The organism is Streptomyces griseus, assembly GCF_900460065.1.
GTDB lineage: Bacteria > Actinomycetota > Actinomycetes > Streptomycetales > Streptomycetaceae > Streptomyces > Streptomyces griseus.
Map to the genome: position 1 here is coordinate 310,688 of NZ_UAVD01000025.1, position 22,225 is coordinate 332,912.

19 protein-coding genes and 1 other RNA gene are annotated in these 22,225 nt (G+C 73.6%); 4 read left to right on the top strand and 16 right to left on the bottom strand.

Going from position 1 to position 22,225, the window contains the following annotated elements; all coding sequences use genetic code 11:
- Positions 1-87: 87 nt before the first annotated feature.
- A complete protein-coding gene (locus tag DTB53_RS13615) occupies positions 88-726 on the bottom strand; it encodes a CGNR zinc finger domain-containing protein (RefSeq protein ID WP_012380709.1) in 639 nt (212 codons plus the stop codon).
- Between the two features lie 147 nt (positions 727-873).
- On the opposite strand from DTB53_RS13615, the gene DTB53_RS13620 reads away from it, so the two are divergent.
- Positions 874-1,491: a GNAT family N-acetyltransferase gene (locus DTB53_RS13620; RefSeq protein WP_078562798.1), complete on the top strand. Its 618-nt coding sequence runs from the start codon at positions 874-876 to the stop codon at positions 1,489-1,491.
- Here DTB53_RS13620 and DTB53_RS13625 read toward each other — a convergent pair.
- The 7 genes from DTB53_RS13625 to DTB53_RS13655 all read right to left on the bottom strand — a co-directional run bounded on the left by DTB53_RS13625 (position 1,424) and on the right by DTB53_RS13655 (position 10,043).
- Positions 1,424-1,987, bottom strand: coding sequence for a GNAT family N-acetyltransferase (locus DTB53_RS13625; RefSeq protein ID WP_012380707.1), 564 nt, complete (start codon positions 1,985-1,987; stop codon positions 1,424-1,426). The two genes, DTB53_RS13620 and DTB53_RS13625, sit on opposite strands and share 68 nt — an antisense overlap.
- Positions 1,988-2,031: 44 nt before the next feature.
- Complete coding sequence (locus tag DTB53_RS13630; RefSeq protein ID WP_012380706.1) at positions 2,032-3,174, bottom strand: uroporphyrinogen-III synthase; 1,143 nt, start codon at positions 3,172-3,174, stop codon at positions 2,032-2,034.
- 168 nt (positions 3,175-3,342) lie between these two features.
- Positions 3,343-4,674: a nitrate/nitrite transporter gene (locus tag DTB53_RS13635; RefSeq protein WP_012380705.1), complete on the bottom strand. Its 1,332-nt coding sequence runs from the start codon at positions 4,672-4,674 to the stop codon at positions 3,343-3,345.
- A 155-nt stretch (positions 4,675-4,829) separates the two neighbouring features.
- Positions 4,830-5,999: an acyltransferase family protein gene (locus DTB53_RS13640; protein ID WP_012380704.1), complete on the bottom strand. Its 1,170-nt coding sequence runs from the start codon at positions 5,997-5,999 to the stop codon at positions 4,830-4,832.
- Positions 5,996-8,212, bottom strand: a complete 2,217-nt coding sequence (locus DTB53_RS13645; RefSeq protein WP_012380703.1) for a bifunctional polysaccharide deacetylase/glycosyltransferase family 2 protein — start codon at positions 8,210-8,212, stop codon at positions 5,996-5,998. Before DTB53_RS13645 ends, DTB53_RS13640 begins: the two co-directional genes overlap by 4 nt.
- Positions 8,213-8,911, bottom strand: coding sequence for a hypothetical protein (locus DTB53_RS13650; protein WP_003968801.1), 699 nt, complete (start codon positions 8,909-8,911; stop codon positions 8,213-8,215). It abuts the gene before it with no gap.
- Positions 8,912-9,071: 160 nt separating this feature from the next.
- Complete coding sequence (locus DTB53_RS13655; protein WP_012380701.1) at positions 9,072-10,043, bottom strand: LysR family transcriptional regulator; 972 nt, start codon at positions 10,041-10,043, stop codon at positions 9,072-9,074.
- A 102-nt stretch (positions 10,044-10,145) separates the two neighbouring features.
- Between DTB53_RS13655 and DTB53_RS13660 the strand changes: the two genes are divergently transcribed.
- Complete coding sequence (locus DTB53_RS13660; protein ID WP_236586250.1) at positions 10,146-11,630, top strand: MFS transporter; 1,485 nt, start codon at positions 10,146-10,148, stop codon at positions 11,628-11,630.
- On the opposite strand, the gene DTB53_RS13665 is transcribed toward DTB53_RS13660, so the two are convergent.
- The 6 genes from DTB53_RS13665 to DTB53_RS13690 all read right to left on the bottom strand — a co-directional run bounded on the left by DTB53_RS13665 (position 11,539) and on the right by DTB53_RS13690 (position 17,491).
- Complete coding sequence (locus DTB53_RS13665; RefSeq protein ID WP_012380699.1) at positions 11,539-12,441, bottom strand: ABC transporter ATP-binding protein; 903 nt, start codon at positions 12,439-12,441, stop codon at positions 11,539-11,541. The two genes, DTB53_RS13660 and DTB53_RS13665, sit on opposite strands and share 92 nt — an antisense overlap.
- Positions 12,438-13,520 (bottom strand): FecCD family ABC transporter permease, encoded by a 1,083-nt coding sequence (locus tag DTB53_RS13670; RefSeq protein ID WP_012380698.1) that lies wholly within the window; start codon positions 13,518-13,520, stop codon positions 12,438-12,440. The genes DTB53_RS13665 and DTB53_RS13670 overlap by 4 nt, the downstream gene beginning before the upstream one ends.
- The gene (locus DTB53_RS13675; protein WP_003968796.1) at positions 13,517-14,590 is read right to left on the bottom strand and encodes an iron chelate uptake ABC transporter family permease subunit; all 1,074 of its coding nucleotides are present in this window, start codon (positions 14,588-14,590) and stop codon (positions 13,517-13,519) included. Before DTB53_RS13675 ends, DTB53_RS13670 begins: the two co-directional genes overlap by 4 nt.
- Entirely contained in the window at positions 14,587-15,468 is an 882-nt protein-coding gene (locus tag DTB53_RS13680) for a siderophore-interacting protein (protein WP_012380697.1), read from the bottom strand. The genes DTB53_RS13675 and DTB53_RS13680 overlap by 4 nt, the downstream gene beginning before the upstream one ends.
- A complete protein-coding gene (locus DTB53_RS13685) occupies positions 15,465-16,499 on the bottom strand; it encodes an ABC transporter substrate-binding protein (protein ID WP_012380696.1) in 1,035 nt (344 codons plus the stop codon). Before DTB53_RS13685 ends, DTB53_RS13680 begins: the two co-directional genes overlap by 4 nt.
- Positions 16,500-16,639: 140 nt before the next feature.
- On the bottom strand, positions 16,640-17,491 hold the full coding sequence (locus tag DTB53_RS13690; protein ID WP_012380695.1) for a helix-turn-helix domain-containing protein: 852 nt from the start codon (positions 17,489-17,491) through the stop codon (positions 16,640-16,642).
- Between the two features lie 81 nt (positions 17,492-17,572).
- Here DTB53_RS13690 and DTB53_RS13695 point away from each other — a divergent pair, with 81 nt between their 5' ends.
- Both DTB53_RS13695 and DTB53_RS13700 read left to right on the top strand, forming a co-directional pair.
- Positions 17,573-19,336, top strand: a complete 1,764-nt coding sequence (locus DTB53_RS13695) for an ABC transporter transmembrane domain-containing protein (RefSeq protein ID WP_042497050.1) — start codon at positions 17,573-17,575, stop codon at positions 19,334-19,336.
- Entirely contained in the window at positions 19,333-21,135 is a 1,803-nt protein-coding gene (locus DTB53_RS13700; RefSeq protein WP_012380693.1) for an ABC transporter ATP-binding protein, read from the top strand. Before DTB53_RS13695 ends, DTB53_RS13700 begins: the two co-directional genes overlap by 4 nt.
- A gap of 100 nt (positions 21,136-21,235) precedes the next feature.
- On the opposite strand, the gene ssrA is transcribed toward DTB53_RS13700, so the two are convergent.
- Together ssrA and smpB are read right to left on the bottom strand one after the other, a co-directional pair.
- Positions 21,236-21,622, bottom strand: a transfer-messenger RNA (tmRNA) gene (gene ssrA / locus DTB53_RS13705).
- 98 nt (positions 21,623-21,720) lie between these two features.
- Positions 21,721-22,209, bottom strand: a complete 489-nt coding sequence (smpB, locus tag DTB53_RS13710; RefSeq protein WP_003968790.1) for an SsrA-binding protein SmpB — start codon at positions 22,207-22,209, stop codon at positions 21,721-21,723.
- Positions 22,210-22,225 lie beyond the last annotated feature (16 nt).

Consider the following 22,225-nt stretch of genomic DNA (forward strand, 5'->3'; position numbering starts at 1 on the left):
CACTGGGCAGCCGTCAACCCTATAGCGAAGGGGCCCCGAGCGCACCTGTCGACCAGGGCCTGTCGTCGAGGACGGCCGTCGCCCGGCTCACTCGGCGCCGGGCGGAGTCTCTGTCCCCGGGCCGCGCCCGTCGGCCGCCGCCAGGGTCCTGCGCCGGTGCCGGGCGACCCGTTCGCGGTTGCCGCAGACCTCTCCGGAGCACCAACGGCGCCGGCCGCCGCGCGAGGTGTCCAGGTAGAGGCGGTGGCAGTCCTCCCCCTGGCAGCGGCGCAGGGCGGCCCGGGCGGCGGGGTCGGTGAGCAGGTCCACGGCGTCCCGGGCGACGACGGCGAGGAGCCCCGCGCAGTCGGGTGCCGTGCTCAGGGCCCGCACCAGGGCGCCGTCGGCGCCGCGCACCGCGCGGGGGCCGGGAGGCGCCCCGGAGGCAAGCGCGTTGACCCGCTCCAGCGCGCCCTCGGCCCCCGGACCGCCGAGCTGGGCCGCCATCAGACGCCCCACGGCGGAGCGCAGTTCGTGGAAGCGGACCACCCAGGTGGCGTCCAGTGCCGCCAGCGCGGTGCCCGGCGGGACGAGCCCGGCGTCGGTCAGCCACCGGGCCAGACGCGCGGGCCCGTCGAGCTGTTCGCCGCCCCCGGGCACCCCGCCCGCGGGCTCCGTGGCCACCAGATCGAGGCAGACCCGGCCCGTGTCGAACCGCCATGCCCGCGCACCCCTGCCCGCTGCCATGCTCCTGTCACCACCTTGGGTCACCGGTCGAACGGCCACCCCCCAGAGTGCCCCCGTCCGGGCCCGGCCGGAACCCCCGCCGCCGCCCCGGCGCCGGGCCCCGCACCCGGTACCGTGGCGGCCGGGGATCACGAGGGGGAGATGCGCATGGACCACCGCGACAGCACCGTGCCCGGCCCGGGCGGCCTGCGGCTGCGCCGGTGGCGCGAGGCCGATCTGCCGGCGCTGCTGGAGGCCTACGAGGACCCGGCGATGCGGCGGTGGCTGGCCACCCAGGTCTCGGGAGCGGACGGGGCGGCCGACTGGCTGGCGGCGCAGCGCAGGGGGTGGGCGACGGGCACCCGCTTCGCCTTCGCCGTGACCGACGGCGGGCGGGACGACGCGTCACTCGGCAACGTCGTGCTGAAGCGCCCGGACGGGGACAACGGCCGTGCGGAGGTGGGCTACTGGACGACGGCCGCGGCGCGCGGCCGGGGCGTGGCGTCCCGGGCGCTGACGGCGCTGACCGACTGGGCGTTCTCGGAGTTCGCCGAAGAGGGCCTGACCAGGCTGGAGTTGCTGCACCAGGTGGACAACGGGGCCTCGTGCCGGGTGGCGGAGAAGTGCGGATACCCGTTGGCGCGGGTGATCCCGGCGCTGCCGCCGGACTACCCGCTGGACGGCCATGTGCACGCGCGCGAGGCTCCGTCGGCGGGGCTCAGCCGGCCGGCGGGTCGTCGTGGAGAAGCCGCTGGTACAGGTGGTGGTCGCGCCAGCGGGCGTTGATGTGCAGATAGCCGGGTGCGGTGCCGATCCGCTCGAACCCGGCCTTGGCGAGCACCCGCCCGGACGGGTCGTTGTCGGTGACGGTCGCGGCCTCGACGCGGTGCAGGCCCAGCCGGTCGCGGGCCGCCTCGCACACGGCGCGGACCGCCGCGGTGGCCAGTCCGCGTCCGGCGCGGCCCTCGTCGACCCAGTAGCCGAGGCGGCCGTTGCGGAACGGGCCCCGCTCGATGCCGGAGAGCGTGAAGGCGCCGATCACCCGGTCGTCGGCGTCGGCGAGCACCCAGGGCATGGCCCGTCCGGCGTCCCGCTCGGCCAGCAGGGCGGTGAGCCGGGCGGACTGGCCCTCGACGGTGTAGAAGGTGTCGGGGCGTACGGGTTCCCAGCGGCGCATGTACGCGCGGTTGCGGGTGAGGGCGGCGGCGAAGGAGGGCGCGTCGGCGCGTTCGGCGGGACGGAAGGCCACGTCCGGGGCGAGCAGCTGGGTGCGGTCGGTCATCCGGTCACGCTAACCGGGGCGGCCCGGCTGCCCGGCAGGGGGCCTCAGCGGTCGTACTTCGTGTCCGCCGACGGGTCGAGCGCCAGCCGGTAGCCGCGCTTGACGACCGTCTGGATCAGCCGGGGCACGCCCAGCGCCGAGCGCAGCCGGGCCATCGCGGTCTCCACGGCGTGCTCGTCGGTGCCGCTGCCCGGCAGGACCCGCAGCAGGTCGGCGCGGGCCACCACCCAGCCGGGGCGGCGGGCCAGGGCGTGCAGCAGGGCCATGCCCGCGGGCGGCACCGCGCGCAGCTCGTCGTCGACGAGGACGGCGTGGCCCCGGATCTCGACCCGGTGGCCGGCGACGGGCAGGATGCGGGCGGCGAGCGGCAGCCGGGCGCACATCAGCTGGATGAGGGGGCCGAGCCGGAAGCGTTCCGGCTGGAGGGTGTCGATGCCCCGGGCCTGGAGCGGGAGGGCGGTGACCGGTCCGACGCAGGCGACCAGGACGTCGTCGCGCAGGGCCCCGAGGATCTCCGGGAGCAGTCCGCGGGTCTCCGCGCGGCCCAGGAACGAGGCGGCCGCGGGGGCGCTGGTGAAGGTGATCGCGTCCAGGCCCCGGGCGGCGGTGACGTCGAGCATCCGGTCGAGCGGGGCGATGTCCCGCGGGGGCATCCACCGGTAGACGGGGACGACCACGACGTCGGCGCCCGCCGCCGTCAGGGACTCGACGAAGCCGGGCAGCGGTTCGCCGTGCAGCTGGAGGGCGATCCGGCGGCCGGCGACGCCCTGGGCGAGGAGCCGGTCGAGGACCTCGGCCATCGACTCGGACCCGGGCGACCAGGTTTCGGTCAGTCCGGCAGCCCGGACGGCGCCCTTGACCTTGGGTCCCCGGGCGAGGAGTTCGACCCCGCCCAGCGTCTTCAACAGGGCGTCGCCGACGCCCCAGCCGTCGGCCGCCTCGATCCAGCCGCGGAAGCCGATCGCGGTGGTGGCGACCGCCACGTCGGGGGCGTGGCCGATCAGCTCCCTGGTCGCGGCCAGGAGTTCGCTGTCGTCGGCGAGCTGCACGATCCGCAGGGCGGGCGCGTGCAGGACGGCGGCCCCGCGGCGTTCGAGGAGGGTGGCGAGCTCCTCGGCGCGCCGGGCGGCGGTCACCCCGACGGTGAAGCCCGCGAGGGGGCCGTGCGTTGTGTCGTCGTCCTGCATGGCGTGTCCCGGCTCCCGTTTCCCGCTGGTACGCGTTTTCCCGCTGAACGCGAGGTGCGAAGGCCCGAGACTGTCAACGACGCGTGACGGGCTCGGTTCCCCCGTATTTCCCCGCCGTTACGTCGTACGACGTCCAGAGGTCGCCCCGCCCGCCCCTTCGGCACTCCCTCAGACCTCCGCGTAGCCGAGCCGGCCCCGTGCGGTCACGGGCGCGGGGCGGCGAAGGTATACCGCCCAGGTGAGGGTGGAGCACACCGCGTAGAAGGCGAGGAAGGACCAGAAGGCCGCGGTTCCGTTGCCGGAGGCCTGGAAGGACTGGCGGAAGGCGAGGTTGACGGCCAGGCCGCCGAGCGCGCCGACCGCCCCGATGAGGCCCATGGCGGCGCCGGAGAGCCGCCGACCGTGGGCGGCGGCCGCCTCCGCGTCGAGCCCCCCGGCGAGCGCCTTGGCGTGGAAGATGCCGGGGATCATCTTGTACGTCGATCCGTTGCCGAGGCCCGTCAGGACGAACAGGGCGGTGAAGCCGGTGAGGAAGAGGGGCAGCGAGGCGCTCCCCGAGGCCTGGATGACGACGCCGGTGGCGGCGGCCATCGCGGCGAAGGTGGCCAGGGTGATGCGCGCGCCGCCGTACCGGTCGGCGAGCCGGCCTCCGACGGGCCGGATCAGGGAGCCCAGCAGCGGTCCGGCGAAGGTGAGCGAGGCGGCCTGGAGCGGGGTCCGGCCGAACTGCGTCTGGAGCACCAGGCCGAAGGCGAAGCTGTAGCCGATGAACGAGCCGAAGGTGCCGATGTAGAGGACCGCCATGATCCAGGTGTGCGGGTCGCGGACGGCCTCCAGCGCGGCCCCGGTGTCGTTCTTCACGGGCCGGAGGTTGTCCATGTACAGGGCGGCGCAGACTCCGGCCAGGACGATCAGCGGGATGTAGACGCCGAGGACGATGCGGGGGTGCGAGGCTCCGAGCGTGCCGATGACGAGCAGGCCGACGAGCTGGACGACGGGGACGCCGATGTTGCCGCCGCCCGCGTTGAGGCCGAGCGCCCAGCCCTTCTCGCGCAGCGGGAAGAAGGCGTTGATGTTGGTCATCGACGAGGCGAAGTTGCCGCCGCCGATCCCGGTGAGGGCCGCGACCGCGACGAAGCCGGCGTACGGGGTGCCGGGCTCCATCACCCAGAACGCGGCGGCGGTCGGGACGAGCAGGCTCACCGCGCTGAAGACCGTCCAGTTGCGGCCGCCGAACCGGGCGACGGCGAAGGTGTACGGCACCCGCACCAGCGCGCCGACCAGGGTGGCGGTCGAGATGAGGAAGAACTTCCCGGCCGGGTCGATGCCGTACTCGGGTCCCATGAACAGGACCATCACCGACCAGAGGGTCCAGACGGAGAATCCGATGTGCTCGGAGAGCACGGAGAACCACAGGTTGCGGCGGGCGACGCGTTCGCCCCTCTCCCGCCAGAACGTCTCGTCCTCCGGCTCCCAGGTCTCGATCCAACGGCCTGCCATCACGCGCCTCCACAGGGGTCGGGGTGGTGTCCCCGTCGCTCCGGGGTGTGGCCCCGACGCTAGGGAGCCCGCGTTTCGGCGTGGTGCCGTGAGGTGACCGATGGGCAACCTTGCTCTCACCGGGCCCGTCCCGGCCCGGTGAGATGCGGGGTGCGCTACCGCCTGCCGTCCGGCCAGAGCCGCGGCCGTCGCTTGGCGGCGAGGTCCTCGGCCCAGCCGAAGGCGAGGACGCAGAGCGCGATGAGGGCCCAGGTGATCAGCAGGACGGGCACCCAGCTCTCCAGCAGCCAGGGCACGTTCTCGCTGAGGGCGTCGACGGACCAGAGCCGGTCGTAGAGGGTGGCGGCCGTCAGGATGCAGACGTTGTGCCAGAGGTAGACGGTCACCGCCCGCGCGTTGAGCAGGGTGATGGGCCGGTCGAAGGCGCGCAGCCGCTTCGGCCACGCGGTCCAGGTGGGGCTGACGTGCAGCAGGAGCAGGACGCAGCCGAAGGACCACAGGGCCTGGGCGAGCGGGATGGAGTCCAGGTCGAAGCCGCTGCGGAAGCCCTCGTGGCTCGCCCACCACAGCCCGGCGCCCGCGAAGACGGGGGCGATCGACGGGACGACGTAGGCGGGCAGCCGTTTGAGGACGCCCTCCTGGTGGGCCATGCCGAGGACCCAGCAGGCGCCGAAGGTGGAGAAGTCGGTGATCGCGGAGTCGAGGCGGTCGGTGGTGGAGAACAGCTCCAGGCGCATGACGACGGCGAGGGCGAGCGGCGCGAGCAGCGTCGGCCAGGGCAGTCTGCGCAGGCCGCGCAGGATCAGCGGGGAGAACAGGACGAACCAGAGGTAGGCGCGGATGTACCAGAGCGGCCCGGCCAGTTCCTCGGGCCAGCTCGCGCCGAGGAATCCGTCGATGCCCGCCACGTCGTACGCGTACGGCGGATCGCTGAGCGGCAGCACCCAGTAGAGGAGGTGCTGCCACCACCAGCCGGGGTGGCCCTCGGCGTCCGGGCCCCAGCCCTGGGCGACCATGCCGGTGACGCCGATCGCCCCGAGCAGCCACAGCGGCGGCAGGAGCCGGCGGACGCGGCCCCGGATCACCTGGACGGCGGGCCGCTTCAGCGAGCGGGCCATCAACGTCCCGGCCAGGGCGAACATCACGCCCATCGACGGGAAGACGATGGGCAGCCAGGCCCAGCCGGTCAGGTGGTAGAGGACGACGCGGAAGAGGGCGAGGGCCCGCAGCAGGTCGAAGTACCGGTCGCGGGAGGGCTTCTCGGGTGCGGGCGGCGGGGCCGCGGGACCCGGCGGGAGGGTCGTCGGCAGGGGCGGGGCGGTCATACGGAGGGCCTCCGTTCCACGGCTCCGGCGGTGGCCCCCGGGCTCTGCGGGCGCTGGGGCGAGCCGCCGGGAGCCTCCACCGCGCCGGTGCGGCGCAGCTTCTGCCAGCGCAGCCGGCCGCCGGTGAGCGCGGTGATCCAGGACTGGAGCAGCACGACGTACATGAGCTGGCGGTAGAGGATCTGCTGGAGCGGCAGCGAGATCAGGTGCGTCATGCGCTCCTTGTCCAGCCGGAACGCGTACGCGGCGCAGACCGCCTGGACGACCAGGACGCCGAACCAGGCGGCGACGGTCTTGCCCGTCGGGCCGAAGACCAGCCCGTACAGCAGGAACACGTCGATCAGCGGGGCGAGGAGCGGGGCGAGCACCATGAAGAGGGAGACGAACGGCAGCCCGACCCGGCCGAAGCGGCCCGAGGGGCCCCGTTCGATCACCGCGCGGCGGTGCTTCCAGATGGCCTGCATGGTGCCGTAGCTCCACCGGTAGCGCTGCGACCACAACTGCTGCACGGACTCCGGGGCCTCGGTCCAGGCGCGGGCGTTCTCCGCGTAGACGACGCGCCAGCCGTCGCGGTGCAGGGCCATGGTGACGTCGGTGTCCTCGGCGAGGGTGTCGTCGCTCATCCCGCCGACCCGGTCCAGGGCCTGGCGGCGGAACGCGCCGACGGCTCCGGGGATGGTGGGCATGCAGCCGAGCACGTCGTACATCCGGCGGTCCAGGTTGAAGCCCATCACGTACTCGATGTGCTGCCAGGCGCCGATGAGGGAGTCGCGGTTGCCGACCTTGGCGTTGCCCGCGACGGCTCCGACCCGGGGGTCGCCGAAGGGCTGGACCAGCTCGCGGACCGTGGACGGTTCGAAGACGGTGTCGCCGTCCATCATCACGACGATGTCGTACCGGGCGTGCCTGATGCCGTTGTCGAGGGCGGCGGGCTTGCCCGCGTTCCGCTGGCGCACGACCCGTACGCGGGGCAGCCGCATGGCCTCGACGAGGTCGGCGGTGCCGTCGGTGGAGCCGTCGTCGATGACGATGATCTCGATGGGGTGGTCACTGGCGGCCAGGGAGCGCACGGTCGCCTCGATGCACTCCCGTTCGTTGTACGCCGGGACCAGGACGGAGACCGGGCGGGTGACGGGCGGCCCCCAGCTGAAGCTCCTGCGGCGGACCTTGCGGGCGTGCAGGAAGGAGAGCAGCAGCATCAGCCCGAAGCGGGCGAGGACCAGGACGCCGATGACGGCGAGGCCGACGACCAGGACGCCGGTGATCCGCTCGGACACGGCGACGGCGCCGACGAACGCCTTGCCCTTCCACAGCGCGAACCCGGTGACCGGGGTGTGGGCGCTGGGGGCGTCGAGCGCGGTGGTGAGGCGGGTGAAGGCGTAGCCCCGCTCCTTGAGGTCGGGGAGCAGGGTGTCGAGCGCGGCGACGGTCTGCGAGCGGTCACCGCCGGAGTCGTGCATCAGGATGATCGCGCCCTTGCCGTCCTTCGGCGTGGCCCGCTCGACGATGGCGCGGACCCCGGGGCGCTTCCAGTCCTCGCTGTCGGTGTCGTTGACGACCGTGAGGTAGCCGCGGCTGCCGATGTACTCCGTGACCGGCCAGGACTTGTTGTCCATGGCGTACGAGAAGGAGGAGTACGGCGGTCGGAAGAGAGAGGTGCGGATGCCGGCCGCGCCCGCCAGGGCCAGCTGGTTCTGCGACAGCTCCCAGTCGATGCGCTCGGTGGACTGGTAGGAGAGGTCGGGGTGGTTGAAGGTGTGCAGCCCGATCTCGTGCCCCTCGGCGACCATCCGCTCGACCAGGTCGGGGTGGCGGGCGGCCATGTTGCCGGTGACGAAGAAGACGCCGTGCGCGTCGTACTCCTTCAGCTTGTCGAGCACCTTCGGCGTCCACACCGGGTCCGGCCCGTCGTCGAAGGTCAGCACGATCCGGCCGTCGGGTATGCGCAGGGTCTTCGCGTCACCGGAGCGGGCGTCGATGACGGGCCCGCCGGAGCGGACGTCCTTCGGCACCCGGGTGTGGAAGTCGGCGTCGCGGACCCGGTGGTCGGCGAGGATCTCGTTGTGCACGTATCCGCGCAGCATCAGCATCGCGAGCAGGGCGACGAGGAACGTCGTCGGCAGGAGGTAGCGCATGGGCAGCCGGAACCGGCTCCGGCCGCGTGACGCCTTCCTCGATCTGCCGTTCCTGCCCCGCGTGGCGGGGGAGTTCATCTACGGGGCGCTCTCTTCTTGCACCGGCTGGTCGGGAGTCTCGGCCGGAGGGGTCGTCGGGTGGGACGGCTCCGGCCCGGGGGACGGCGGTGTGGGGTCAACCGGTCGGGTGGTCGAGGTGGTGGGTTCCGGTTCGGCGGAGCCGCCCGTGCCGCCCGTGCCACCGGACCCGCCCGCCCCGGCGGAACGGGACGGGTCGGGCGCGATGGAGGCGGAGGGGTCCCCGGCCGATCCGGCGGGCACCCGCACGGTGGTGGCCGAGGGGGTCGCGTCGCCGGGTGTGCTGGACTCCTCGGCCGCCGCGGGGCCGGAGGCGCTGGGCCCCGGCTCAGGGGTCCCGCCGGACGGAACGCCGGCGGTGTCGTCGGGTGCGGGGGCCTCCTCGGCCTGCTCCGCCTTCGCCTTCCCCTCGGTCCCGGACAGGGGGAGCCAGGGGGCGCTGGAGTTCCCGCCGAGGACGGCGAGGACCAGGGTCACGGCGTAGGCGACGCAGACCGTGGCCAGGACCCAGCCGAGGCGTCGGAAGGTCTTGCCGCGGCGGCCGCTCTCGTCGACGAAGACGGGGCCGTCCGCGCCGTCCGGCGGGGCGGGTTCGCCGGCCAGTTCGGCGAGCTGACGGCCCAGCCCGTCGAGCTGGATCGTCGCGTCGTTGGGCTCATGCGTGTGCCCGGGTCTCTGACCTTCGCGCCAATTGTCCACCAGTACAGCCCCATCCCCCACTCAGAAGCAGGCGCTGGAATTTGACTGGTTCTTTACTGTTGGACCGGGCCCCCACCCGTCCATGAACCCGGCCTTCCTGCACCCGGACGATGAATGTAGCGCACGACGTTGACGCCCAAGTGCCCCTGAACGGAGTTGATCAGGAACGGTTGCGCATCAGTGACCGATCGCTCGCGGGGAGCCAGGATCCGGCCGGCGGAACCATCCACCCTTCGGCAAGAGCCAACTGGTCAGTAGCGTTGCGCAGGGCGTCCACGCCAGGATGGTTCAGACCCTTGCGCCAGACCAGCGCCAGCGGCGAAAGCGGAATCGGGTCGACGAGCGGACGCAGCACCGTGCCGGGCATGGCCGGGAAGTCGACGACGGCGAGCACGGGGTGGCCTCCCTTCGACATGACCCGCTGAAATTCGGCCACGCCCACGGCCAGCGGTACGGACGGGGCCATGGTGATGCCCCATTCGGCGAACAGCTGTGCGGCGAGGTCCGTCCACTCCCGGGTCCGCTCGTTGCCGGCCCCCGCGTAGACGGTCTCCCCGGCCAGCTCGGCCAGGGCGACCTCCTGCCGGTCCGCGAGGGGATGGGCGAGGGGCAGCATCAGGGCCATCGGCTCGTACCGCACCGGGTGCACGGAGAGTCCCGCGCGCACCGCGGGGGCAAGACCGGCGACCCGGCCGAAGGAGGCGTCGAGCCGGCCGGCCAGGATCTCGCCGGCGGCCCAGGTCAGACCGGACTCGAAGCGGGCCATCAGCTCGCACTCCGGCAGCAGTTCGCGGGCGCGCGCCAGCACCCGGGCGGCGGTCGCCCCGTCGCTGTTCAGGTCGACGAGCAGCGGCCGGGCGGGCGCACCGCTGAACGCCCCGGCCAGTTCGGCGTGCGCGTCGAGCACCCGGCGGGCGTGCGGCAGCAGGCGTTCGCCGTCCGGGGTGAGCGCGACCTGCCGGGTCGTGCGGACGAACAGCTCGGCGCGGAGCTCGCGCTCCAGCCGCCGGACGTCCCGGCTCAGCGCCTGCTGTGCGACGAAGAGGCGGGCGGCGGCCCGGGTGAAGTGCAGTTCGTCGGCGACGGCGAGGAAGGCGCGCAGGAGACGGGGGTCGATGTCGGCGGGAGGCACAGCGCGAATCTACAGCGCGGGACGCCATTCACAACACGGGTGCGTGAATCGGTGCGGAGTAGGTGTTGGACCCGGGCGGCGGGGCGCGGTCAGCCTGGTCGTATGCCGATATCCCCCGCCGCCCACCAGGAGTCCGCTCCCCGCCCCGGGTCCGCTCCCCCTCCCGCTTCCTCTCCCCACCAGGGCTCCGTCCTGCCCGATTCCGCCTCCCCGCACCGCCGGGCCGTAGGGTCCCGGCCCGTCCCCGCCGCCCGCCCGGACCGGGCCGCCGCACCGCCGGCCACTCCCCTGCTCGCCGTCGCCGGCGGCCAGTTGGTCGCCGCCCCACGCTCCGCGCCGGCGAGCGCCGGGCGCCGGCGGTCGCGGCCGTCGTCGAATCCGTACCTCCGGCTGCTGGCGACGCCCGGGGCGCGGGCGTTCACGGCGGGCAACCTGATCGCCCGGCTGCCGATGGGGATGTTCAGCGTCAGCGCGGTCATCATGATCGCCGGGTCCCGGGGCTCGTACGCCCTCGCCGGGGCCGTCACCGCGACCGGGCTGGCCGCGACGGCGGTCGTCGCGCCCTTCACCGCCCGGCTGGTGGACCGCTACGGACAGGCGCGGATCGCCGTGCCGGCCACCGCGCTCGCCGTGCTGGGGTCGCTGGCCCTGGTGCTCTGCGTGCACTACGACGCCCCGGCCTGGACGCTGTTCGCCGCGTACGCCGCGACGGCGACGACCCCGAACACCGGCGGGATGTCGCGGGCCCGCTGGGCGCATCTGCACCGGGGCGACCCGGCGGCCCTGCACACCGCGAACTCCTTCGAACAGGCCGCCGACGAGCTGTGCTTCATGCTGGGCCCGGTGCTGGCCGCGACCCTCTGCGGGGCCCTGTTCCCGGAGGCGGGCACCCTGGTGGGGGCGGTGCTCCTGATGACCGGTGTCCTGATCTTCGCGGCCCAGCGTGCCACGGAGCCGCCCGTCACCCCGCGTACGGAGGCCGCGGCCTCGCCCCTGCGCACACCGGGGGTGCCCGCGCTGCTGGCGGTCTTCCTCGCCACGGGGGCGGTGTTCGGGGCGCTGGAGGTGGTCTCCATCGCGCACGCCGGGGGCGCGATCCTGGCGCTCCAGGCCGCCGGTTCGTGCGCGGCGGGCCTGGTGTACGGCTCGCTGCGGCCCGCCCGGAACGTCCGCCGCAGGCTGCTGCTGTGCCTGGCCGGGATGACGGCGCTGATGTCCCTGCCGCTGCTGGCCGCCGCCGGCTCGGCCGCCCTGCCGGTCCTGGCGTTCTGTCTGCTCCTCGCGGGGGCGGCGACCGCGCCGACGATGGTCACGGGCATGACGCTGGTCCAGCGGTCCACGCGCCCGGAGCAGTTGAACGAGGGCATGACGCTCGCGGTGACCGCGCTGCTGGGCGGGATCGCGGCGGGGGCGGCGGCCGGCGGCTGGCTGGTGGAGCACGCGGGCACGGCCACCGGCTACGCGGCCCCGATGTCCGCGGCGGCCCTCGCCCTGGTCATCGCGGGAGCGGGGACGTGGACGGGGTCGAGGAAGGGGACGGCGCCGCGTGCGGGGGCGGCGGCGAGCCGAGCGAGCCGAGCGGGATGACGAGGGGGCTGTGCGAGACGGGGTCCTCGATGATCCGGCAGGGCAGTGCGAAGACGTCCTCGACCAGCTCCTCGGTGATCAGGCCGGCGGGCGGCCCCTCCGCGACGACGGCCCCGTCCTTCATCGCGATGACGTGGGTGCCGTAGCGGGCGGCCTGGTTCAGGTCGTGCAGGACGGCGACGAGCGTGCGGCCCTCCCGGTTGAGCCGCTGGAACAGCTCCAGCAGCTCGATCTGGTGGGCGATGTCGAGGAAGGTCGTCGGTTCGTCGAGCAGCAGCAGCGGGGTCTCCTGGGCCAGCACCATCGCCACCCAGACCCGCTGGCGCTGCCCGCCGGACAGCTCGTCGACCGGCCGGGCCGAGAGTGCGGTGACGCTGGTCTCCTCCATCGCCCGGAGCACCGCCTCCTCGTCCTCCCTCGACCACTGCTTGATCAGCTTCTGGTGCGGGTGGCGGCCACGCGCGATCAGGTCGGCGACGGTGATGCCGTCGGGGGCGAGCGAGGTCTGCGGCAGCAGCCCCAGCCGGCGGGCCACCTCCTTGGACTTGTACGAGGTGATCGCCCGGCCGTCCAGGACCACCTGACCGGTGCTGGGGCGCAGCAGCTTCGACAGGCCGCGCAGGAGCGTCGACTTGCCGCAGGCGTTCGGGCCGACGATCACGGTGAAGGAGCCGTCCGGTATCTCCACGGAGAGGTTCCGCGAGATGGTGCGGCGGTCGTAGCCGATGGTGATGTCGTCGGCCCGCAGGCGGGCGTCGGGCTTGGTCATGGCGGGGAGGTCCTTCTGCGGGGTTCCGAAGGGGGTGGTCATGTGCGGCGGGCTTCCCTGACGAGCAGCCAGACCAGGTACAGGCCGCCGATCGACACGGTCACGATCCCGACCGGCAGCTGGACGGGGGCGAACAGCCGCTGACCCGCCAGATCGGCGAGTGCCAGCAGGAACCCGCCGAGCACCGCCGAGGGCAGCAGGGCCACCGAGGCGGAGCGGGTGATCCGGCGGGCGATCTGCGGGGCGGCCAGGGCGATGAAGGCGATCGGCCCGGCCGCGGCGGTGACCAGGGCGATCAGCGCGACGCCGAGCACCACGAGGACGAGCCGCACCGTCTCCGTACGGGTGCCGAGCGCGGCGGCCGCGTCGTCGCCGAGCTCCAGCCGGCGCAGGGCCGGACCGCAGGCCAGGGCGGGCGGGATCAGCAGGGCGAGGAGGGCGAGGACGGGCCAGAGCTGGTCGTAGCCCAGGCTGTTGAGGGAGCCCGCGCCCCAGACCGCGGAGAGCATCGCGTCCTCGATGTCCGCCCGGAGCACCAGCCAGGTGTTGAACGCCCCGAGCATGGCGGAGATCGCGATGCCGACGATGATCAGCCGGAACCCCTGGGCGGCGCCCCGGCGGTAGGCGAGCACGAAGACGACGAACGCGGTGAGGATGCCGCCCGCGAGCGATCCGGCGGCCACCTGGTAGTAGCCGCCGCCGGTCAGCAGCATCACGACGAGCGCCCCGGTGTACGAGCCGGAGGAGAAGCCGATGATGTCGGGCGAGCCCAGCGGATTGCGGGTGACCGACTGGAAGATCGCCCCGGAGACCGCGAGGGCGGCGCCGAGCAGCACCGCGAGCAGGGCCCGGGGCAGCCGCCATTCGACGACGACCGTACGGGTACCCGCCGGGCCTTCCCCGTACAGCGCCCGTACGACGTCGGGGAGCGGGATCTCGTACGTCCCGTGGGCCAGCGTGACCACCACGACGGCGAGGGTGAGCAGCAGGAACACCGCGCAGCTGACGGCCGTACGCACGTCCAGGCGCAGCGACCAGCGGGGGCCGCGGGTGACCAGGGTGGGCCGCCCGAAGTCGACGGTCGCGGGGTGCGGGCGCACGGGTGCGGGGGTCGGGCTCACAGGCCGCTCACCTTCTTGCGGCGGACGAGCAGGATCAGGACGGGCGCGCCGATGAAGGCGGTGACGATGCCCGCCTGGAGTTCCTGCGGGGACAGCACGACCCGGCCGATGACGTCGGCGACGATCAGCAGCAGGGGCGAGCAGACGGCGGTGTACGGGATGATCCAGCGCTGGTCGGGGCCGATGAACCAGCGGGCCACGTGCGGGACCATCAGCCCGACGAACCCGATCGGCCCGGCGGCGGCGGTGGCGGCCCCGGCGAGCAGGGTCACGGAGACGATCACCAGCAGCCGGGTGCGGACGATGTCCGCGCCGAGGGACCGCGCGAGGTCGTCGCCGAGCGCGACCGCGTTGAGCGGGCGGGCCACGAGCAGGGCGCACAGCAGCCCCGCCCCGATGAAGGGGAGGACGGTGAACAGGATGTGCCAGTCCCGCCCGGCGAGCGAACCCGCCGACCAGCCCGCCAGCTTCACGAAGGCGTCCGGGTTCAGCAGGGTGATCGCCGAGGAGATCCCGGCGAGGACCGCGCCGATGGCGACGCCGACCAGGGTCAGCCGGATCGGGGTGCCGCCGCCCTGTCCGGCCGAGCCGATGACGTACACGAGGGCGGTGACGACCATCGCCCCGGCGAACGAGAGCCACAGGTAGGCGGTGATGGAGGAGAGGCCGAGGAAGCCGACCCCGACCGTCACGGCGAACCCGGCGCCGGCGTTGACCCCGAGGATCCCGGGGTCGGCCAGCGGGTTGCGGGTCAGCGCCTGGATGAGCGCGCCGGAGACCCCGAGGGCCGCTCCGGCGGTGAGCGCCAGGAGTGCGCGCGGCACCCGCAGTTCGCGCACGATGAAGGCGTGCTCGGAGCCGTCGGGCGCGGTCAGCGCACCCCAGACGTCGGGCAGGGGCACGGATCTGGCGCCGACGGTCAGGCTCGCGGCGAGGACCAGGACGAGGACGGCGAGCGCGAGGAGCAGCCCGAGGGCCCGCCCGGCGTTGGTGCGGACGAGCCCGGGGCGCGCCTCGCGCCCGGCGGCCCCGGCCCGTACGGCGACCGGGGCGGCGGCGGTGGTCGTCATAGCCCGAGCCGCTCCAGCCCCGCCTCGTAGAGGTCCCGGCGCAGTTCCTCGTCCTCGGTGCGGTCCCACAGCCCGTTCAGCTCGGCCAGGTCCGCGGCGTCGATCGCCCGGTACTTCTCCAGCCACTCCTCCTGCTGGTGGCGCCAGTAGCCGATGACCTTGTACCAGGCGGCGGGGTGCTTCAGCTCGTGGCGCAGATAGCGGCGGGCCCCGCGCAGTTCGCCGGACTCGCCGGCCACCCAGACGTAGGTGCCGGGCGTGAGGTCGAGGCCGCGCAGGATCTCGGTGACGGCGCTGGGTGCGACGCCGTTGCCCCGGCCGGCCACCCAGCGCACGTCCAGGCGGGCGGGGCTGGTGAGTTCGATGCGGTGGGAGGCGTCGGCGATCTCGACGACGGCGACGGCGTGGGTGGCCGGGTCGAGCTGTTCCAGGAGGCGGCCGAGGGCGGGCAGGCCGGTGGCGTCGGTGACGAAGACCTGCCGGGCGGCGTCGCCCGGGGCCTCGTACAGGGAGCGCGGCGGGCCGAAGAGGATCCGGTCGCCGGGGGCGGCAGCCGCCGCCCAGCTTCCGGCGCGGCCGTGTCCGTGGAGCACGAAGTCGATGTCGACCTCGGCGGCCTCCGGGTCGAAGCGGCGCAGGGTGTAGGGCTGGATGTGCGGGTACTGCCCGTCGGGGTAGTGCCAGTCGCCGTCCTCGCCGACCTCGGGCAGGACCGGTTCGCCGCCCTCGGGCGGGAAGTGGACCCGGACGTACTCGTCGCCGATCCGGGTGGAGGGGTAGGCGCGGAGGCTCTCGCTGTGGAGGGTCAGGCGGACCATGCCGGGCGAGAGGGGGACCGTGCGGGTGACCTCGGCGACCACGGGGGCGGCGGCGGTCATGAGCGGGCCTTCGCGTCGATCTGCGCGAGGACGCCGTCCAGCGCGTCCAGGCTTTCGGTGCCCCATGCGAAGGAGGAGACGACGGAGGCCGGGATGTTGCGGAAGACCATGCCGTTCTTCACGGCGGGGAGGTTCTTCCACACGGTGTTGCCGGCGAGCGTCTCGTCGACGAAGTCCTTCGCCCCGTAGGCGTAGAGGAGGATGTCGGCGTTGTCGAGCTTGCCGATCTGCTCCAGCGAGAGCCACTCGCTGACGGCGCCCTCCTGCCCCTTGTGCTCGCCCTCGGTGAAGGGGCGGAACTTCGCGCCCACCGCGTCCCAGACCGGCACGTAGAAGTGTCCGGCGGGGTAGGTGCCCCAGGTCGTCTTGTCCTGGCCGTAGGCGAAGACCGCGATCCTGTTCTCCGCCAGGACGTCCGCGTACTTCTTCTTCAGCTCGTCGGCCCGCTTCTCGAAGACGGCGGCCTGCTTCTCGATCTCGGCGGACTTGCCGATGGCGGCCCCGATCATCAGGGTCCGCTCCTTCCACGCGCCGACGCCCGCCGCGTCGAGCTGGACGACGGGGGCGATGCCCTGGAGCCGCTTGAGTTCGCCCTTACGCAGGAAGCGCGTCTCGGCGAAGATCAGGTCGGGGTTCTGCTGGGCGACGGCCTCGATGTTGAGCTCGTAGTACATCCCGATGGTGGGGGTGCCCTTGAGGGCGTCGTGGTAGCGCTTGGGCCGCAGGTCGGGGTCGTCGCTGTCGAAGCCCTCGACGACGCCGACGGGCTTCACGCCCAGGTCGACGAGGGTCGCGGGCGAGTAGAAGTCGACGGAGACGATCCGCTTCGGCTCGGCGGGCACCTCGACCTCGCCCGCGATGTCGGTGACCGTGCGGGTGGCGGACCCCTTGCCCGCTGCCGCCTCCTTGGCTCCGTCGCCGCTCGCGGAGCAGGAGCTGGCGCCCAGTACGGCGACGAGGCTCGCGGCGGCCACGGCGAGCAGACGCCTCCGGGACGGCTGGGCGGCGGCGGAGGTACGGGGGCGTGTCATCGGACTCCTTCAGGAACCCCTGTCCGGCGGCCGGGAGATGGCCGGAACAGACTGGTTAGGGCAGGCTTACCTAAGGAAGTTACCTCAGTTCGCATGAGGGTATGGCGACACGCTGTTCCGGTTTCACGACACGCGCCGCTTCACAGACCCGACTCGGCCACCCCGTTCACCGACCGGAAGTACGCGGCGGGCGTATGGCCGGTGACCTGCCGGAAGAGATCGATGAAGGTACTGGGGTTGGCATAGCCGAGCCGCCGCGAGACGGCCACGACCGGCTTGCCCGCGGCAATGTCGATCAACGCCGAGCGGACACGGACGAGAATGCGCCACTGCGTCAGGCTCACCCCGGTGTCCCGCTGGAACCAGCGCATCAGCGTCCGGCCGCTCAGCCCGATCATCCGCGCCCACTCCTCCGTCGTCCGGTCGTCGGCCGGATCCGCGATGATCCGCTCCGCGATCGTGAGCAGCTCCGGTGTCTTCGGCAGCGGAATATCGAGCGAGACGGTCCGGACCGGCCGGATCAGGTCCACCCCGACCCGCTGGAGCCGCAGCCGCGCCTCGGTGGACATCTCCTCGTTCTGGTTGTGCAGCAGGAGCTCCCGCAGCAGCCGGATCATCGGGATGCCCACCACCCCGGCCCAGTCGACGGCCACCAGCTCCGGACTGAGGAACGTGGCGTACGTGACCGCGCCCGCGCTCGCCCGGACCCGGTGCGGGGTGCCGGCCGGCAGCCAGATGCCGAGGCTCGGCGGCACCATCCACAGATGACCGGCGGCCTCCACGGTGACATTGCCCGTGGTGGACCAGAGCAGCTCGTGCTCCCGGTGCGCGGTCGTCGCCCACTCCATCGGCTCGGGCGTGGGAAAGGTCCCCGTGGTCAGCAGCCACCGCTCCTCGACCTTGGGCTCGTCCGTCTCCACGGAGGCGGTCCACTCGTCCCGCTCCAGGGTCGGGGCGCCCCAGAGCCGCACGGCCGAGCCCTCGGCGGTCATCGAAACACCTGTCGTCTTACCGTCATGACGTGTCACGATACCTGCTTGTGGTCAGCGGGGGTCCGTTCCTAGCGTGAGGCGGTGACCGCTCCCGACCGCACCCCGCGCCCCGGCGCCCCCGATCCCCCCTCCCCCGCCGCCCTGGTGCGCCTGGCCACCACCGGCTCGGGACGGGGGGCCCGACTCGCCGCGGCCGGGGCCGGTTTCGCCGGCCACCAGGTGGCGGAGGCCCTCGTCCCGGTCCTGCTCGGCCTGGTCATCGACCGGGCGATCGGCCGGGGAGACCCGGGGGCGCTGCTGGGCCTGCTCGGCGCGCTGGCCGCCCTGTTCGCGGCCCTGATCCTCTGCTGGCGCACCGGCTCCCGGCTCACCACCGGCGTGTACGCCCACGGGGAGCACGAGCTGCGCCTGCTGGCGACGGGCCGGGCGCTGCACCCCCGGGGCATGGCCGCCCGACGGCCGCCCGGCGAGGTGCTCACCATCGCCACCTCCGACGCCTCCGGGGTCGCCGGGGTCGCCTGGCTGATCGCCGAACAGGGCGCGGCGCTCGCCGGGCTGCTCACCGCGGCCGTCTCCCTGCTGCTGATCTCCTGGCAACTGGCCGCCGCCGTCCTCGCGGCGACCGCCGTACAACTCGTCGTGCTCCACCTGCTGAGCGGCCCGCTGGACCGGCGCGTGTACGCCGAACAGCGCGAGGCCGCCCGGGCCGGAGCCCTCGCCACGGACTTCACGGCCGGGATCCGGGTCCTCAAGGGCTTCGGCGCGGAGGGCACGGCCGCGCGGCGCTACCGGCGGGCGAGCCGGGACTCGATGGCGGCGGCCCTGCGCCGGGTGCGTTCGCTGGCCGGGCTGACCGCCCTGAACTCGGCCGTCTCCGGCGTCTTCCTCGCCGGAATCGCGCTGCTGGCCGCCTGGCACGCGCTCGAAGGACACCTGAGCGTCGGCGAGTTCGTCGCGGCGATCGGGCTCGCGCAGGTCGTCTCGGGCCCGATGGGGACGCTCGGCTTCTTCGCCGCGTCCCTCGCCGCCAAGCGGGGCTCGGCCCGCCGGCTGGCGGAGCTGCTGGCCGAGCCCCACCGGGTGGCGCACCGGCCGGAACCGGAAGCGCGCCGGCCCTCCTGCGCACAGCCCCTGTTCTCCCTCCGCCACGGGTCGGTGACGATCACCGCCCGGCCGGGCGAGCTGACCGGCGTCCGGGCCGCCGGAAGGACCGCCGAGGAACTGGCGGCGCTCGCCGCCTGCCGCACGGCGCCCGAACCGGGAAGCTATGTGCTGGCGGGGAGGGACGCCGCCGCGCTCTCCCCCCACGAGGCGCGCCGGACGGTCTACGCGCCCCCGCACGACGCGTCCGTCTTCACCGGCACCGTCGCGGAGAACCTGGCGGCGGACGGGGTGAGCGCCGAGGCCACCGCCGCGTCCGGCCTCGACGACGTCCTCACCCACCTCCCCGGGGGGCTCGCCTCCCAGGTCGGCGAGCAGGGCCGCCTCCTCTCCGGCGGACAGCGCCAACGACTGCTCCTGGCACGGGCGTTGCACCAGCCGCAACCGGTGCTGGTGCTGCACGAGCCGACCACGTCGGTGGACAGCGTCACCGAGGACCGCATCGCGCGGGCCCTGCGCGCGAGCGGCCGGACCATCGTCCTGATCACCACCGGCCCGACCCTGCTCAACGCCTGCCACCGGGTCCACGACCTGACCGCCCCACCGCCGGAACCCACCGCCACGGCCCAGGCCCCGGACCCCACCACGCCGCCCGGAACCACCAGTCCCCCGGACACCACCGTGCCGGGGCGCCCCGCGACACGGGCGCCCGGACCCGCCACGCCGACGAGAGCCGCCCGATGACCCGTACGCCGCCGAAGCCCCCCGCGAACCACGGCGCGGGCGGCCCCGCCACGCTCCCCGTCGCCTCCCCCCGGGACACCGCCCGCGCGACGCTGCGGCTGCTCGCCCGCCACCGCCTCCGGCTGGCCGGCACGGTCCTGGTGCTGCTCGCCGCGACGGCCTCCGCCCTCGCCGTACCCGCCCTGCTGGGCACGATGGTCGACGCCGTCGCCCGGGGCCGCCCCTGGTCGGACCTGCTGCGGCCCGCCGCTGCCATCGTCGCCGCCACCGCTGCGGGGGTCGCGCTCGGCTGGTGGGGACAGCTGCTGCTGGCCCGGACCGCGCAGGACACCCTGGCCGGCCTCCGCGAGGACGTCTTCGCCACGGCGGTCGCCCAGCCGTCCTCCGTACTGGAGCAGGCGGGCAGCGGCGACCTGGTCTCCCGGGTCGCGGGCGACGCCGAGGCCGTCAACACGGTGATCGGGAAGATCCTCCCCGCCACCGTGTCGGCCCTGTTCACCATCGCCCTGACGCTCATCGGCATCGGCGTCATCGACGTACGGTTCGCGCTCGCGGTCCTGGCCGCGACCCCGGTCCAGTACCTCGCGCTGCGCCGGTTCCTCGCCCGCTCCGGACCCGTCTACCGGGCGGCCCGGCAGGCCGAGGCGGCGCGCGGCCAGCGCATCGTCGAGAGCCTGACCGGCGCGGACACCGTGGCCGCCCTGCGCGCCCAGGACCACCACACGGCCGCGGTCGCCGCCTCCTCCGAGCACGCCATCGGCTTCGAACTGCGGGCCGTGCGGCTGCGCACCACGTTCTACGGGCTCCTCAACCTCGCGGAGTTCATCGGCCTCGCCGCCGTCCTGGCCGCCGGCTACCACCTGGTCGGCGCGGGCACGGCGACCCTGGGCGCGGCCACCGCGGCCGCGCTCTACTTCCACCGGCTGTTCGACCCCATCGGCGTCCTGCTCTCCAACGTCGACGAACTCCAGAACGCGGGCGCCGGACTGGCCCGGCTGGTGGGCGTCCTCTCGCTGCCGGCGCCCCCGCCCGGCGGGAGCCCGCCCGCGCCGCGGGCGCCGACCGCGCCCGGCCGGATCGTCCTGGACCGCGTCTCGTACGGCTACGCCGTCGGCCGCAGGGCGCTCGACACGGTCTCCCTCACCGTGGAACCGGGCGAGACCGTCGCGGTCGTGGGGGCGAGCGGGGCGGGCAAGACCACCCTCGCCAAGATCCTCGCCGGGGTCCTGCCCCCCGACTCCGGCCGGGTCCTGCTGGACGGCGCCCCGCTGACCGCTCTCCCGGCGGACGTCCTGCGCCGCCGGGTCGTCCTGGTCAGCCAGGAGGTCCATGTCTTCGACGGGACGGTCGCGGAGGACCTCCGCCTCTTCGCCCCCGGCGCGACCGACGCCGGGATCCGCGCGAGCGCCGACCGCCTGGGCGCGACACCATGGCTCGACGCGCTCCCCGAGGGCCTCGGCACCCGGGTCGGCGCGGGCGGCCACGCCCTTCCCGCCGCCCGCGCCCAGCACCTCGCCCTGCTCCGGCTCGCCCTCGTGGACCCGGGCGTCGCCCTGCTGGACGAGGCGACGGCGGAGGCCGGGACGAGCGACGCGGACCTGCTGGAGAACGCCGCGACGGCCGCCCTCACAGGCCGTACGGGGGTGGTCATCGCCCACCGCCTGAGCCAGGCCGCCCGCGCCGACCGGATCGTGGTCATGGACGCCGGGCGGATCGTCGAATCCGGTACGCACACGGAGCTGGCGACGGCCCACGGCCCGTACGCCCGGCTCTGGGCGGCGTGGAACCACGCGCGCTGAGGGCTGTCCCGGGGCACCCCTCGGGGATCACCGGGCACCGGACACACGGAAAAAGCCTCCGCCCCGCGAGTGAACTCGCGGGGCGGAGGCTTACATGGGGTGGTGGAGATGGCGGGAATCGAACCCGCGTCCAACGGTGCGGAACCAGGGCTTCTCCGAGTGCAGTTCGCTACGCTTTTCTCGGCCCCGGAGGTCACGCGAACAAGCCTCCGACAGGCCCAGCCACTGTTTGATTTCCTTCTCGGCCCCGTGGCCGGGCCGAGAAGTTTAGATCCCTAGTTGATGCCAGGATCCGGGTCGGGATCACCCCCGGGCTGACACTCCGCAGAGTCTTCGCTAGCTGCTAATTAGGCAGCGAGGGCGAAGGCGGAGGAATCGCGCTTGGAATTGGCGATTATTGTTTGCGACATATGGTTTACGAGATCATTGCCGCTTCCTCGACTCGCTTCCCCTGCTTCGACATCCGCTGTCGAAACCGATCATCCCCATGTTGATTTTTCAAAACGCGCACCTTCGCTGAGGTGCACGGCCCATCGTACGTGACCAACGCCGGGCGATGCCAGCGTATTCCCCGTGCGGGGGTCCTCAGGCGCTGCGCTGCCGCCGGCGGGCCGCCGCGATGGCGCGGTTCGTCTCCCGCGTGTCCTGCTTCTCGCGGAGCGTCTGCCGCTTGTCGTACTCCTTCTTGCCCTTCGCGAGCGCGATCTCGACCTTGACCCGGCCGTCCTTGAAGTACAGCGCGAGCGGCACGATCGTGTGGCCCGTCTCCTGCGACTTCGACTCCAGCTTGTCGATCTCGGCCCGGTGCAGCAGCAGCTTCCGCTTCCGCTTGGCCGCGTGGTTGGTCCAGGTGCCCTGGACGTACTCGGGTACGTGGATGTTGTGGAGCCATGCCTCGTGGTCGTCGATCTGGACGAAGCCGTCGACCAGGGAGGCCCGCCCCATGCGCAGGGACTTGACCTCCGTGCCCATGAGCACGAGGCCGCACTCGTAGGTGTCGAGGATCGTGTAGTCGTGCCGCGCCTTCTTGTTCTGCGCGATCATCTTGCGCCCGGTGTCTTTTTCCTTGGCCATAGTGCGGTCATTTTCG